The following is a 14,479-nucleotide window of genomic DNA, read 5'->3' as shown; positions in this document are numbered from 1 at the left end:
GCGTGTATACAGTTGTGTACACGTGGGTATACTGTTGTGTACACACGTGTATACTCATGCCTCCTAGGTAGGAGGGATTCGCTGGGGATCTCTGCACCTAGGACACGGATACTTCTATCTTTGACGCATATTCCTTGATGACCTTGCCCTCGCACTATGGTAATTTCATGCCTCAGCCCTTCTATCACCAGAGGGCTTAGCGAGCTATGTGCAAAAGAAACGTGAGGGAGCACGGCTAGCCTTAGCTATGCCTTGCTCCCTCACGTACTCCCCTAGCGGCAGTGCCTAGAGACGGACAACGACATCGCAGGTCGCTGCCACCTCGGGATGATGTGTGATGAAGAGAATTAGTCGATCACGAGCCTGCATCTTCAGATAGGAGAGGAACTGCCGCTCAGTGTCTTGGTCTAGGGCGGAGGTCGCTTCGTCCAGCAGTAGGATCTTACCTGGACGAAGGAGCGCCCGAGCGATGGCAATGCGCTGTGACTGTCCCTCGGAGAGCCCTACCCCTCGCTCCCCGATAAGCGTATCGAGCCCAAGTGGAAGGTCAAAGACGAAGTCAGCGACAGCTAGACGAAGGACTTCACGAAGACGCTCATCCGAGGCTCGTTCGTCGCCAAGGAGGAGGTTCTCACGGATCGTACCGCTGAAGAGCGATCCTCCCTGAGGGACATAGACGAAGTTGCCACGTGTCTCCTCTCCTATCCGATAGGACGAAGATCCCTCCAATAGGCGGATCGTACCCGAAGTTGGAGTGATGAGACCTAGAAGGAGCCTTAGCAGTGTAGTCTTACCAGCCCCCGTTCGCCCCATCAATGCAACCATCTGCCCCGTATGTGCAGAGAAGCTAAAGCCCTCATAGACCCAGTTCTCATCATCACCATAGCGGAAGCTCATATCCTGCACCTCTAAGGTTACTTGGCCAGAGAGTAGGATGCGTCTCCCCATGTGCTCGGTCTTGAACTCTAGGAGGTTCACGAGACGATCCAGTGAGGACTTGGAGGAGATCAGTAGGGGAAGATTAGAAATCAGCGAGGTCAAGGGCGACTGAATACGCGCAACCAGCTGCAGGAAGGAGGTCATCAGCCCAAAGGTGATCGCCCCAGCATAGAGCTCTCGTGCACTCCAGAGGAAGGCCACGATATAGCCACCCGAGAAGGCAGCCTGCATGATCAGGTTGGCAAAGACCGAGACGAAGGTCTGCCTCTTGACGGATCGAAGATATAGGGTATGGAGGAAGCTAAGGTTATCAATGGCTGTACCCTGACGCTCGAAGGTACGTATGACGGTCTGGTTCAGTAGGCTCTCCTGTATGTGTGCTGTGATCTCACTCTCATGCTGCTTCATCTCGTCCGTGTAGCGGCGCATACGCTTGTAGTAGAACTTCCCAAAGACCGCTAAGAAGGGCATCCCCACACCGAGGATGAGGGCAAGCGTTGGACTAAAGTAGTAGAGGAGAGCAAGTGCCCCGACAAGCTGAACTAAGGCAACAATACTAGAGGGAAGGACGGTAACGAAGAAAGAGACAACACTCTCCGTATCCTTGAGCATACGGACGACGAGGTCTCCGCTGTGCATCTTGCCGAGGCTAGCCCAGCGGGTATAGAGGAGGTGGGAGAAGACCTTGGCCTGGACAGCATTGCTCATGTGAGCTGCTGTATAGCCCGAGAGACGTACGGAGCCTATTCGGCAGAGTACCTGTATGGCTAAGGTGATGACGAGTGCTGCGGCAAAGGCATGGATAGAACCTCCCCTCTGATGCGAGGCGATGTCGATTACACACTTAGAGAGCCAGATGAAGACGAGGTTGGTCACCACCATCCCAAACCCAAGCAAGAGGATCAGTAGTATACTCCACTTATGCCCTCTAAGGATGAAACGAACAAGGTCAAGCATCTCAAAGCTTACGCAGGCGGAGCATCAGATGACCAATGATCGAGCCCCAAATGATACGGGAAGCGTGGGTAGGTGCGATGGCATGCAGTCGGTAGGAACGACGAGCCTTGAAGACGAGCTTCCTTAGGTCAGTGAGCAAGCGACTACGAGCACGATCAGGACGCTGGCTAAAGCCGAAGTTGCCACTGTGCAGTACATCTCTGATGATCTGATCCGAATAGGCATCTTTAGCCTCCAGCCGTGGGAAGGGGAAAATCTCCGGCGACACCTGTAGGTAGAGCTCAGCAGCCTGAGCAAAGAGCTGCATCGGATAGAGGATGTCTAGGGCACGGGCGATACGCTCGATCTCCTGGGTATCCACCTTTCCCCTTAGGTGCGTCATCAGCAGGATCCAATCACAATACTGACGGAAGCCCACTCCCCAATGCAACCAATGGAAGAACATGTGGATGAAGGTATAGACGATGTTTAGCTCATGAGGCAGTGTCTGGAAGGTATATCCCTCATAGCTAATGGAGATGAAACGCTTGTGCTCGGCAGCCTCCCTGACGAGGTTGTCGAAGAAGTCGTTGTACTTCTTGTAGTCAAAGAAGACTGCTCGGGCATGGTTCTCTACGATCGTCCGCTCGTAGGAGAAGGCGGTATGTCCATAGCGCACCTCTGAGTCGTCATGCAGGTAGTAGCCCTCAGAGGTGAGTAGTGCATTGGCTCGCTCATAGTCCCCAGGTCGGTAGAAGAGGGTGTCTAGATCGCCCCCTGTACGTAGCGTAGGATCAGGGTAGAAGAGCCCTAGCCCTAGCCCCTTGAGCAGTACAAAGGGGAGGTCGTTAGCTTCGTAGAGAGCAGAGATTCGCCCTAAGGCTTTAGCTAGGTACTTATTGCCACGCCGAGTCAGCTCGATCTCAGAGAAGATTGTTAGGCGAAGGGGACGATCGGGCAATGCCTCCTTAGCAAGGAGGAGTACACGATCACCCACAAATGCCGAGACGGCATGTGCGATCATCAACCTATGAATCCTACTCCACACACTAGAGGAGAGACCTACGAAGGACTCTGTATCTGGTATGCGTCGATGTAGAGCCGCAGCGAGGAGGTCTAGGAAGAGCTGCTCCTCGTGGGACAGGGCGTGCGTAGTACTCAATCTATTACGTTGGCCTCTTGGAGCATCAGAATCAAGCTCTCTACATCTGCTGCAGCTAGTTCCTTGCTAACGTCATATCGCTCTGTAAGTAGATCGACCCAATCCTCGGATGTAAAGTCCTCGTCTCGGACATTCTCGATGAGATAGGCAGCACTATCATTGAGACTCACAGCCTGGGTATAATCTAGGCTATCATCTGAGCCTACGATCATGATGTACTCATCTGCTATCTTACGTAGCGAGATCTGGTCTTTTATTCTCATACTATTTGTCTTTTATCTACTTCATCGTCTTTACTATTACTCTGGGGATCACATCAGTCCCAGTCGTCATCCCAGTCAAAGAGATCCATACCCTCTGGCAGGTCCTCAGCAAACTGGTCTAGGTCTCGGCGATCCTTCTTGGTCGGCCTTCCTAGCCCCTTAGCTCGATCAACAAAGCCTGAGACACGCTGGAGCTCTAGGAGCTCATACTGCTCTCGTGGGGTGACGTTCTCCATGAACTCAGCGACCCGCTTTGCCCCGACCCTTGAGCCTAGGAGCTGGACGACACGGAAGGAGTATTCGATAGGAGGCTTACGGACGGTAACGACCTCTCCCACTCGGATGGTTCGTGAGGGCTTGACAGTCACTCCTGCGATGGATATGCGTCCCTTCTTACAGGCTTCGGTAGCGATCGAACGAGTCTTGAATACGCGTACCGCCCAGAGCCACTTATCTACTCGAACCTCCTCCATCTGTTTCTTTTTATCTCTAATCTACAATGCAAATGTACTTAATTATTAACTAAAATACATAGGTTATTCTTATGTGCGTTGTCTCTATCTCTATTTGGAATATACCCCCCTTCTACACCCTCCTATAATAGAGGAAACTCAAGCTGATTATTAGGGCGAGTATATACGGCTCTATACTCAGCACCCTAGGATAGAAGAGGTGAGAGGCAAGAGGATAGAGCAGGTATAGTCCTAGCAGTCAAATGAGCTTAACTGATGCGAATCAGAGGCGATAATTGAAGCCAAAGCTCAAGAGCTCATTGTACTGTAGGTACTTATTCCAAGTCTGGGCTGGTCGGACAGCGTCATCGAAGCGGAGGTTGAGATTGAGTCGTGTGGAGAAGTATCGGGTCAATGCCATATCGAGGGTATTCTCCCACTCGACTTCGGTGGCCTGATAGGACGTATTGAAGTAGAGGCGAGAGCTCCAGGTCAGATTCAGGTTGAACTTCCACTCCCAGTTGGCACGTATGGTCGAACCAAAGCGCTGATACCAGATCTTGTCTGGGGCTAGCCCATGTCTCCCGAGGTCGATATTACGATTGCTCGTCCCTCTGTAGGTATAGGAGATCGGAGCGACATTGACCGACAGGTGGAAGAAGCGCCCGTAGACCTTCGTAGACTTCTTGGTATAGTCGTACTTGAGACCGAGGCCGACGTTCAGCGTGAAGGGGGAGAAGAGGTCCGACTGCAGGCTGGTCTTATTCTCTCGGTAGGACTCGAAGAGCTGCGTACGTAGCTCTCCATCGAGGGTATAATAGACCTTGTTGAAGGCACGTACACCATAGTTACTGCGTAGGCGCAGTAGGTCATCTGCGATACGATAGCGATGGACGCTGTCCTTATCTGCGTTGTAGATACTCAGCTTGCTCTCCAGCTCATTCTTCCACAGCACACGATCCGTGATATAGCTTAGGGATAGATAGTTGCGCATGTAGAGGTTGAGGTTAGATGCTCCACCCTTATACCAGTTGTCCGACACACGGTTCTGCGAGAACTGTATGGTGCTCTCCAGCCCGGGTACCCAGCTGCGCTCACGTAGCTCCGTGTAGTCTCGCTTCTCGGGTAGCTGTATCGGAGCTAGCTTGCTATCCTGAACATAGCCCTCTAGGGCACGCTCTATCGACTCACCGCTTGGCTTGGCTAGAGCTAGGCTCGGTGAGTGCTGGCTACTCTCCAAGGCAAAGGAGCTTGGATTTCGCTTGACCGAAGCGGCGGCGAACTGACCGAGGAGGGACAGAGCAGCCTCTCTCCTGTAGTCCTCTGCGCTGGGGCTAGGCATCTCATGCAGGCTATAGAGTCGCTCTGGGGAGACCTCGACAGACAGACGAGGACGCATCAGGAGGGACCTCGAGGGAGCAGACCACGGACGCGGCATCATCAGTCTCGCCATGAGGAGCGAGCGAGTAGGCTGGGCATCTAGCCCCCCTCGAGAGTAGAAGTCGATGAGCTGAGCCTCGAGACTCGGTGTAGTAGCCAGTAGCTCGAGGAGCACATCAGAGGTCACCTCTCTGGGGACATAGTACTCGCTCGTTCCCTTACTGAGACTATCGAGCGTATAGACTTGGTCAGCGACAGTAGGTGTCTGAGACTCCCCTAGTGTATAGGACACGAGAGCCACAAGAGCTAGGAGGGTATAGCGACGTATCAATATATTCATATCGTACTAGGTTCTTCGTTTGCTAGCTACAAAGATACATATTCCCCAGCCCCTCTCTATACAGATCTACTGGGCTCCAGCAAGACGAAAGCCAAGATATAGGGCGGTGAGACCAAGGAGGACACTCCCCACGACATAGAGGATCCCTTGCCAGAAGAGACCCTCTACGAAGTACGAATAGACCTCCAGCGTGAAGGTGGAGAAGGTCGTGAAGCCTCCACAGAAGCCCACGACCCACAAGAACTGTTCTAGCCCCAGCCCACTATGATAGCGCTCCACTAGATATCCGATGAGGAACGAGCCAAGGACATTGACTAAGAGCGTCCCCCATGGGAATATCGCACTAGAGCTAGGCACTAGGTAGCGACACCCGACCCCTAAGAAATAGCGGAGGAGACTGCCCAGCCCTCCACCTAGGAAGATGAAGAGAAGTCCCGGCAAGGATGGCTGATCCATAGAGGGAGGGATAGCGGAGTAAGGCGAACTAAGGCTAGATACGCTCTAGGACGAGGTCGATCAGCCCCTCGATGCTCCCCTTGTAGTCCGTATTCATATTCTGAGCCTTACGCCCAGCGATGATACAGCAGACGGTCATCGCACGATGCCCCATGAGGGCAGCTAGCCCAGCTAGAGAGGAGCTCTCCATCTCATAGTTCGTCAGATGAGCCCCCTCGTAGTCGAAGGCCTGGATCTTCTTATTCAGATCAGGATCCTGCAGAGCTAGGCGTAGCTGTCTGCCCTGAGGACCATAGAAGCCATTAGCTGCGATCGTATTACCACGTAGGACATCCCCCTGACAGATCTGATCTAGGAGCTGGGGACAAGAGGAGACGACATAAGGACGAAGCCCCTCTACGCTCCAGCTCAGCTGGTCGATCAAGGCCTGCTCAAAGGCTCTGTCACGCACACGCTCTGACCCTGCATAGAAGTAGAGTACTCCGTCGAAGCCGATCGAGTGCTCAGCTGCCACATAGGTGCCGATAGGAGTCTCGTCCTGAAGGCCACCAGAGGTCCCGACCCGTACTAGAGTCAGCTGGCGGAAGTGCTCCTTCTCCTGACGTGTCTCGAAGTCAATATTAGCTAGGGCATCGAGCTCGTTGAGGACAATATCGATGTTATCCGTACCGATGCCGTGACTCACCACGCTGATCCGCTTACCTCGATAGAGTCCCGTGATCGTGTGGAACTCACGGCTAGAGACACTGCACTCGATGCTGTCGAAGCGACTGGCTACCATATCGACACGGGCAGGGTCACCGACGAGGAAAACTCGGTCGGCGAGTTGCTCTGGGCGTAGGTGGAGATGGAATATAGAGCCATCACTATTGATGATCAGTTCGGATGAAGGGATGATACGTTGGTTGCTCATAATATATTGCAGTTAGCTTGAATAGTATTACTTATAAGGCAAAGGTACAAGAATACTTTTATTTCCCCTCGTTCCGACCAAGGCCGACGCATGATCTCTTAGGATATTCTCCACTCTTTGGGGAAGACTATTTCATAGCTAAGGGAGCCTTACCCATATCTCTGGAGTGCCTCATGTTAGTCTGGGGAAAACCGCATAAAAGAGAGCCTACAGAGGTCATACTTAGAGCGCAGTAGTGTACACGCGTGTACACAGATGTATACACGTGGGTACACTATGGTATACACATGTGTACACTTTTCCCTCCTGGGAAGGAGTACATACTTGATCTCTCCGCACCTAGCGTACAGATGTTTCTATATTCTATCTATGCTCCTCGATCATTTTGCCCTCGCCCTCTAGGTGTCCCCATGCCTCAGCCATGATCGCCCCTTAACCTCATCTTAGCCTCTACCAGCCCATCCCTATACCATTTCCTATCACCTTTCTATGCAAAAAGAGTCCTCTCTAGGGAAGGCTACGATGCTCCACACGAAGAGCACATGACCAAGGAACCCCAAAGCAAACGGACACCAGAGGCACTCCCTCTCAAGGGAGGCCATCTGATGTCCGCATATATAATATTCGGTGTAGGAAGGGTGGCTAAGGAGTCGTCGTTAAACCCGCTAGGCCATTCAAGACACTAGAGTACTCCAGCACCCATACACCATAGAGACTAGAGAGGCTCAAAGCCTTAGCAGCCGCTCCCATCTAGACTACAAGCCTGCCCCTCTGCGGGACAAGAGCGTAGCCCTGCCTCCTCTGGGCTTAGGGTCACTCGACCATCCTCGAGTACGAAGCATGGGATGCCAGCTGCTCCACGTGCACGTGCATCATCGAAGACACTATTGTGATCTCTCAGCTTGAGGAAGGCCTTCAGATCAGACACGTGAAGGCCAAAGTCGATCACCTCATACGCTGGGTTATCCTTAACCTGCTCCCATACATACGTGCAGTCGGGGCAGCTACTCATTCCATAGATCTTAATCATCGTCTATTCTTTGCTTATTCTGTGTTATACTTATCGCTCTAGGGGTAGACCTAGTTCCTCCCAGTAGAGAATCCCTCCCTGCATATCGCAGACCTCGAAGCCCTGTGACTTCATCATCTGTGTAGCAGCGTGGCTACGCTTGCCACTGCGGCAGTAGACATAATAGGAGAGCGACTTATCCAGCCTAGAGAGACCCTGGCGGAAGAGTTCCTCATTCATCCAGTCGAGGGACTGGGCTCCAGCGAGGTGACCGCTGGCATACTCCTCAGGACGGCGTACATCTAGGACGAAGGCTCTTGGGTCGGCCTGTAGGCGGGAGAGGAAGTCCCGAGGCTCTAGCACCTCGATGACATCTAGGTTATCAGCCTCTCGGGGGGTAGGGATAGATGGGTTCATTTTATATTACTGTTATATACTTAGGTGTTCATTAGGCTAAGGGAGTCAGCCTCTCTAGTGGGTAACTAGAGATCCACTAGAGAGGTTCATTCCTCGTCCCCTCTAGGCCTCGAAGTAAGGGATCAAGACTATTCTCCGCCCCCTGTATAGATAAGCAAACAGGGCTACGCTGTGATTAGATACAGCGTAGCCCTGTTGGTAGGTGCCTAATAGGAGCGGGCTCTAGCGTGCGCTGAGCTCCTTGTCTAGGAAGATGATCGCATGATCCGAAGCCAGACGGACTCGGTCTACGAGTGAGGAGGCTGTTGCCTCTTCCTCTACCTGCTCACGGATGTACTTCCAGAAGAAGTCCTGCGAAGGCATATCCTTCTCCTCAGAGGCTAGGCGGACGAGCCCCTCGATCTTCTCGGAGACGAGACACTCATGAGCATAAGCCTTCTCAGCTATCTGCAGTGCAGAGTCGAACTCCGTCTCTACCTCGGGGATAGCCTGGATCTTCACTCGGCCTCCACGCTGGATGACATACTGGATCATGTCCTCAGCGTGCTCTAGCTCCTCACGATACTGCTGGCGGTACCAGTGAGCGAAGCCGTCTAGACCCTGACTAGCGAAGTAGGCGGACATAGAGAGGTAGATATTGGCGGACCACATCTCGAGCATAATCTGCCCGTTGATCGCATCCTGCATTCTTTCTGTAAACTTCATAGGATAATGATGAAATCTAATTATTAAGTGATAAAACCGTTTTAGCTAAGTACAACCCGTGACCCTACATTGTTCACTAACGATCAAGAATAGTAAAGTCTAGCTCTGTGACAGAGCCAAAGGAGGGGATCGTAGCATAAGCCTCCTCGAGCTGACAGAGTCCTGCGAGCGTACGTGCACAGTTAATAACCCCTCCGTGGCAGAAGACTAGGATCTGCTGGTATCCCTCTGCCCTCTTCTCCACCAGGAAGCTCCGCACTCGCTCATACTGCATCCTCAGCGACTCTCCCCCAGGAGTAGGCTCCTCGATGTAGCGGAGGAAGAACTCTTCCGTACCCTCACCGATGATGATCTCACTCCATGGACGACCTTCCCACTGACCGAAGTTCATCTCCTTGAGCCGATCATCTGTGATAGGCTCGGGATAGCCACAGAAGGTAGCGAGCTTACGAGCACGTCTCAGCGGGCTAGAGAAGACCCCATCGAAGCAGAGTCCCTCGAGCTCACGGCGAGTAATCGTAGCCTCCTCGACGAAGGTGGGGCGGACATCAATATCGGAATAGCCGTAGCAGATGAGGTTCCCATCGAGGACGACAGAGGTATGACGGACGATATAGACTTTCATTGATCCGTGATCTAGGGGGATAGGGCTTACTCCTCCCAGTTATTATGCTTACGCCCCCGCTGGCGTCCAGCGGGCTGCTGAGTGCGTGCACTCCCTCGGCGGCCACTGTTACGATGGCGCACTAGACGCTCATCAGCCTCCTGATCCTCATCGTACCAGCCCTCACTACGAGCCTTGTACTGGCGGCGGTTCTCAGGGTTATTCTTGCTCGTCTTGCGTAGGGCTGCGCTCTTGGGGGCTGCCTGCTGGCGCTGACTCTCGGCACGCTCAGCCTGACGGCTCTTGGTGCGAGGACGCTCAGCCTCCTGTCTCTGACGAGCCTGTAGCTTCTCCTCGGCGACATGGTCACGGATTAGCTCCTTGACGGGGAGGTCTACCTCATCGAAGAATACCACATCCTCCTCTGAGACGAGGTCTCCGAGGTGTGCTACTCTTCCATTGATCTTGACACGACCACGACGGATATACTCCTCTACGTCACGGCGAGAGCCAAGCCCAGCATCGCTAATCAGCTTATTGATTCTCAGTTTCATTTGGGGGGGTAAAGAAAAAGGGGGGAGTTATGATTGTAGAGCCTGTCTATCGGCCAGCTCTAGTAATGGTCTCACGATCATCTCTGGGGGCATCGCCTCGGAGCACAGGAAGTCTCCCGAGTGGCAATGCTTGTTATCACCGAAGATACTGCATGGGCGCCGGTCAAGTCCCTCGGGCTGGAGACAGTCCTCCCAGCTCTGCCCTATACCTAGGAAGCCCGCTGCAGGATGTGTACAGCACCAGACGGAGAGCACACGGACACCGACCAGCGAAGCCAGGTGCATATTGGCGCTATCCATCGAGACGACGACATCAAGTGTCGCCATCAGGATCAGTTCCTCGGAGAAGTCTAGGGTACCTGCTACCGAGTGCGTCTGAGGGAGCTCCTTAGCCCATTCGCGTAAGGTCTCGGCCTCTCGACCTCGTCCTCCGAAGAGGAGGATCTCGAAGCGTCCATCGTCAGCTAACTGCCGTACTGCCTCCTTCATCTTCGGGGGGGAGTAGGTCTTAGCACGTGTGGAGGCAAAGGGTGCTATACCTAAGCGCACCTTGCTCCCACGACCCTGTAGTAGCTCGGGATGCAGACGCTCGAAGCTCTCCTGTAGTGAGGGATGTATATCGATCGGGGGAATGACCTCGGGGACGGAGAGCCCAGCCTCAAGAAAGACCTTGCGATAGAGCTGCCACATCGGGGGCAGTGGGGTCAGATCCTTCCCTGGACGGTTGCGTACGAGCCGACGACGCTCCTTGCGGGGCTTAGCGAGGTGCTTGGTCGGGATACCGAAGAGGCGTAGGTATCCCCTAAGGAGCTTCGTACGCAGGACATCATGTAGGTCCAGCACAGCGTCGAAGTGCTCCAGCCTAAGCCTACGGGCATAGCGTGCGAGCCCCAGCAGGCTGTGCTCCTCGTTGCGAATATCTATCGCCATCGCCTCCACATTATCAGGAGGATCGAGGAGTAGCTCAGTGATGAAGGGCTGAGTGAGCAGGACGAAGTCGTGCTGCTCATTGGCACGTGCCACTGAGTAGAGGAGCTGTATAAGCATCGCCACATCTCCTATGGCGGAGAGGCGAATGACGAGATAGCGTGCCAAGGGGGAAGGAAGGGAGGGGCGAGGTTAGAGGCTCTGACCCTTGAGCATGGGGTTAAGCTCAGGGTCGTTGTACATCTTCATCTGCTTGTAGACCTTCATGTACTTACGTCCCGAGGCTATATCCTCTAGGAGCTCATCGATAGCCTGTGTCAGGTCATGCTCCTGCTCGGTGAGTACAGCGAGCTTGTCACGGCACTTCTTCAGCAGGGCTTCATCGGAGCCTGCTCCTTGCAGAGCCTTATTCATATTGTAGATCTTCAGCTCGAGGATGGAGAGACGGTCGATAGCCCAGGCTGGGCTCTCGGTGTTGATCTTCGCACTCGGCTCGACCTTGACGTCAGCGTACTTCTGGAGGAAGAAGCTATCGATGAGCTCGACGAGGTCTGTACGCTCCTGGTTACTTCGGTCGATACGTCGCTTGATCTGTAGTGCATATACGGGGTCTATCTCAGGGTCACGGATGACATCCTCTAGGCACCACTGGGCGTTATCGATCCAGTTCTTGCGAAATAGGTCGTGCTCTATCGTGCGCTCGGGATAGGGATTCTGGGGGGGCGTATCTATGCTCCCCTTTGCTTCGTAGACGGCGATAGCCTCTCTGAAGATACGCGTGGCTAGTTGGCTGAAATGCTCCATATCTATGTACTCTATGCCTCATTAGTAAGGCATTCATTACTGACCAAAGATAAGGAAAAAGCTACAACTACGCTAGGTACGGCTCGAGGTGCAGGACTCTCTACCTAGGCCTACTTCTTGGCAAACCGCTTGAGGCGATCCGCTATATTCTTATCCAGCAGGGGGGAGAGGACGATGATCGTCACGGCGCTGAGGATGAGGATGACCCCGAGGAGCATCACTGAGGAGACCTGCTCCCCGAGGAAGAGCACCCCCATAACGATGGCCGTTAGGGGTTCCATAGCCCCGAGGACGGAGGTCAGCGTAGAGCCTATGCTCTTGATGGCTCGCACGAGGGCGAGGTTGGAGATGAGGGTAGGCAGGAGGGCTAGCAGGAGGAGGTTCACTATAGCCCCTCGGCTAGGTATGGACTGTACGCCTCCAGAGAGTAGAGTATCGGTGAGGAAGAAGATCCCGCTGAAGAAGATCGCATAGAAGGTTAGCTTTAGGTTGTCCATCTCACGGAGGCGACGGACATTGTTCACCGTGACGAGGTAGATCGCATAGGAGAGCCCCGAGAGGAGCACGAGTAGGATCCCTATGATCGAGGTCGTCTGTCCTACCCCACCCCTTAGGCTCAGCAGGGCGACACCCGACAGACCGAGGGCAATAGCGATCACCGTGTAGATGGAGGTACGCTGGCGGAAGACGATCGCCATAATGAGCGTCGTCCCGATGGGATAGAGGAAGTGCAGTGTGGTGGCCATACCACTGCTCATGGTATGATAGCCCTGAAAGAGGAGAGCTGCAGAGCCATAGTAGAAGAAGCCAAGGAAGGCGAACCAGCGGAGCTCCTTCAGATTGGTACGCAGTGAGACGCCACGTACACGCATCAGGATCAAAACGAATAGGCAGGCAAGGAACATCCGATAGGTCAGGATACTATCCGTCGTAAGCCCCTCTGCCATCGTGGGCAGAGTAAAGAGTGGGATCAGCCCAAAAGTCGAGGCGGCGATCATCCCATAGACGAAGCCTTTGAATCTATCCATTGCTTATTTCTTCTATCATTAAGAGCTCATAAATATAGTCTTTCCCCTCGTCCCATACTCCTCATCACGAATGGCATGCTCCGTCTACTCCCCATTCGCTTCCTATTAGGGAGGCTGGGGAGCATTCCATCGGGCAGGAGGGGTAAAGAAACTCCCCCGAGGAGAGACCTCGGGGGAGTTTCCTGTTCGTATCTCTGATCATATACGAGGGTGTGTGTCAGCCCCTCATCAGATCAAAAGATGAATTACTGTAGGCGGAACACAACGGGCACGCTGAAGCGTGTACGTACTGTTCTCCCCTGCTGTCTACCGGGCTTCCACTTAGGCATACCCTTGACGACACGCATAGCCTCCTTGTCGAGAGCCTGGTCTACGCCCTTCTGAATCTCGACACCAGAGACAGAGCCATCACGCTCTACGACGAAGCGTACCGTGACACGACCCTGGATACCATTGTCGACAGCACTCTCTGGATAGACGATGTTCTTAGTGAGATACTTTAGGAGGGCTTCTGGACCACCGGGGAACTCAGGGTTCTCTTCTACAATCTCGAAGACAGCCTGGTCTACGTCTTCGTCTACCTGCACATTCTTCGTCCCGAGGGGGATGTTAGGGGGAGGCAGGGGCTTATCCTGGTCTACGGAGATGATGGTAGGCTTGATGACCTCCTTATCGTTGCTTACGACCTTGATCTCATCAGGAAGCTGGATTTCCACCTGCTGAGCCTGCTGTGGCTCGGGCTCGGGCTCCTCTGGCTTCTGCTGATCCTCAATGTTCATTACGTCCTCGATCTCCTGGGCATCGAAGCCTCTATCTGTCGTCTGAGCTTGTGCGACAGCACTGCGCCACTCCAAGCCAACGAACACTACAGAGAGAGCAACCAATAACCCGAGCAGGAGAGACAGACCCTTGCCACGCTCGAGGTCAGCCTTTGCGGACTTCTTGATTTCCATACTGCTACACTAGTTTGAGTTAGTTAGATATGCACCTATTATTGGGGTGCGGACATTGCTTTCTTGGTAGCAAATATACGAATATATTCGCTACGTTGCTCCTCTCCACGTGATATCGTAGGTGAAGCACGAGTATTCTCTATACAGAAAACGCATCACGACACACAATAAATATATGGAGCCCCCTCTTCCCTCTACATCCATCTCGCCCCCCAGCCCACCGACCTACCATACACGAAGTCCATACGACAAGGTGAACGAGCACAGACTGACCACCCTCGGAAAACCACCCCAATAGGGAACCAAAGAACATACCGCACCTGCTCCTAGGAGGTACGACCTCCCTATCTATCCCTACCCAAAGGAGCGACATATCGCCCCTACACTTCCCCATACCTGCGAGTAGATAGAGTCAAGGCAGAGGAGACAACGTGTAGGCGGGGAGGAGGAAGCCTCCTAGGCTGAGGCATGAAATCACGAGAGGCCGAGGGCAATGTAGTCGAGGTGCATACACCGAAGATCGAGACAGCTGTGCCCTAGGCATATACTCACCAAGGATATACCTACTACCTAGGAGGGGAAAGTATACACGTGTGTACACAACAGTATACCCACGTGTACACAACTGTATACACGC

16 protein-coding genes are annotated in these 14,479 nt (G+C 53.4%); all 16 read right to left on the bottom strand.

Features of this window, described 5'->3' with window-relative positions; translation table 11 throughout:
* Positions 1–285 precede the first annotated feature (285 nt).
* Positions 286–1,896 (bottom strand): ABC transporter ATP-binding protein, encoded by a 1,611-nt coding sequence (locus QZ554_RS06475; protein WP_297195174.1) that lies wholly within the window; start codon positions 1,894–1,896, stop codon positions 286–288.
* A 1-nt stretch (position 1,897) separates the two neighbouring features.
* The gene (locus tag QZ554_RS06470; protein WP_297195172.1) at positions 1,898–3,037 is read right to left on the bottom strand and encodes a nucleotidyltransferase family protein; all 1,140 of its coding nucleotides are present in this window, start codon (positions 3,035–3,037) and stop codon (positions 1,898–1,900) included.
* On the bottom strand, positions 3,034–3,300 hold the full coding sequence (locus QZ554_RS06465) for a PqqD family protein (protein WP_297195171.1): 267 nt from the start codon (positions 3,298–3,300) through the stop codon (positions 3,034–3,036). Before QZ554_RS06465 ends, QZ554_RS06470 begins: the two co-directional genes overlap by 4 nt.
* Before the next feature lie 53 nt (positions 3,301–3,353).
* Positions 3,354–3,773, bottom strand: a complete 420-nt coding sequence (locus tag QZ554_RS06460) for an RNA-binding S4 domain-containing protein (RefSeq protein WP_297195169.1) — start codon at positions 3,771–3,773, stop codon at positions 3,354–3,356.
* A gap of 262 nt (positions 3,774–4,035) precedes the next feature.
* On the bottom strand, positions 4,036–5,472 hold the full coding sequence (locus QZ554_RS06455) for a DUF3078 domain-containing protein (RefSeq protein WP_297195167.1): 1,437 nt from the start codon (positions 5,470–5,472) through the stop codon (positions 4,036–4,038).
* Positions 5,473–5,538: 66 nt separating this feature from the next.
* The gene (gene crcB, locus QZ554_RS06450; RefSeq protein WP_297195165.1) at positions 5,539–5,928 is read right to left on the bottom strand and encodes a fluoride efflux transporter CrcB; all 390 of its coding nucleotides are present in this window, start codon (positions 5,926–5,928) and stop codon (positions 5,539–5,541) included.
* Between the two features lie 34 nt (positions 5,929–5,962).
* Positions 5,963–6,841 carry a nucleoside phosphorylase gene (locus QZ554_RS06445; RefSeq protein ID WP_297195164.1) on the bottom strand — a complete coding sequence of 293 codons (879 nt, stop codon included), beginning with the start codon at positions 6,839–6,841 and terminating at the stop codon, positions 5,963–5,965.
* 733 nt (positions 6,842–7,574) lie between these two features.
* The gene (locus QZ554_RS06440; protein WP_297195162.1) at positions 7,575–7,871 is read right to left on the bottom strand and encodes a glutaredoxin-related protein; all 297 of its coding nucleotides are present in this window, start codon (positions 7,869–7,871) and stop codon (positions 7,575–7,577) included.
* 30 nt (positions 7,872–7,901) lie between these two features.
* A complete protein-coding gene (locus QZ554_RS06435; RefSeq protein WP_297195160.1) occupies positions 7,902–8,267 on the bottom strand; it encodes a rhodanese-like domain-containing protein in 366 nt (121 codons plus the stop codon).
* 222 nt (positions 8,268–8,489) lie between these two features.
* Positions 8,490–8,972: a ferritin gene (locus QZ554_RS06430; protein ID WP_297195158.1), complete on the bottom strand. Its 483-nt coding sequence runs from the start codon at positions 8,970–8,972 to the stop codon at positions 8,490–8,492.
* A 76-nt stretch (positions 8,973–9,048) separates the two neighbouring features.
* Entirely contained in the window at positions 9,049–9,597 is a 549-nt protein-coding gene (locus QZ554_RS06425; RefSeq protein WP_297195156.1) for a histidine phosphatase family protein, read from the bottom strand.
* Between the two features lie 26 nt (positions 9,598–9,623).
* Positions 9,624–10,130, bottom strand: a complete 507-nt coding sequence (locus tag QZ554_RS06420; RefSeq protein WP_297195154.1) for a S4 domain-containing protein — start codon at positions 10,128–10,130, stop codon at positions 9,624–9,626.
* A 27-nt stretch (positions 10,131–10,157) separates the two neighbouring features.
* Entirely contained in the window at positions 10,158–11,225 is a 1,068-nt protein-coding gene (locus QZ554_RS06415; RefSeq protein WP_297195152.1) for a glycosyltransferase family 9 protein, read from the bottom strand.
* Positions 11,226–11,249: 24 nt separating this feature from the next.
* Positions 11,250–11,861, bottom strand: coding sequence for a DUF4254 domain-containing protein (locus tag QZ554_RS06410; protein ID WP_297195151.1), 612 nt, complete (start codon positions 11,859–11,861; stop codon positions 11,250–11,252).
* Positions 11,862–11,971: 110 nt separating this feature from the next.
* The gene (locus QZ554_RS06405; protein WP_297195149.1) at positions 11,972–12,889 is read right to left on the bottom strand and encodes a DMT family transporter; all 918 of its coding nucleotides are present in this window, start codon (positions 12,887–12,889) and stop codon (positions 11,972–11,974) included.
* A 245-nt stretch (positions 12,890–13,134) separates the two neighbouring features.
* Positions 13,135–13,842 carry an energy transducer TonB gene (locus QZ554_RS06400; protein ID WP_297195147.1) on the bottom strand — a complete coding sequence of 236 codons (708 nt, stop codon included), beginning with the start codon at positions 13,840–13,842 and terminating at the stop codon, positions 13,135–13,137.
* Positions 13,843–14,479: the final 637 nt, after the last annotated feature.

This window comes from uncultured Porphyromonas sp. (assembly GCF_915070105.1).
Taxonomy (GTDB): domain Bacteria; phylum Bacteroidota; class Bacteroidia; order Bacteroidales; family Porphyromonadaceae; genus Porphyromonas.
Note: the sequence above shows the minus strand (reverse complement) of the source record. Positions and strands in the feature narration are given on the sequence as shown.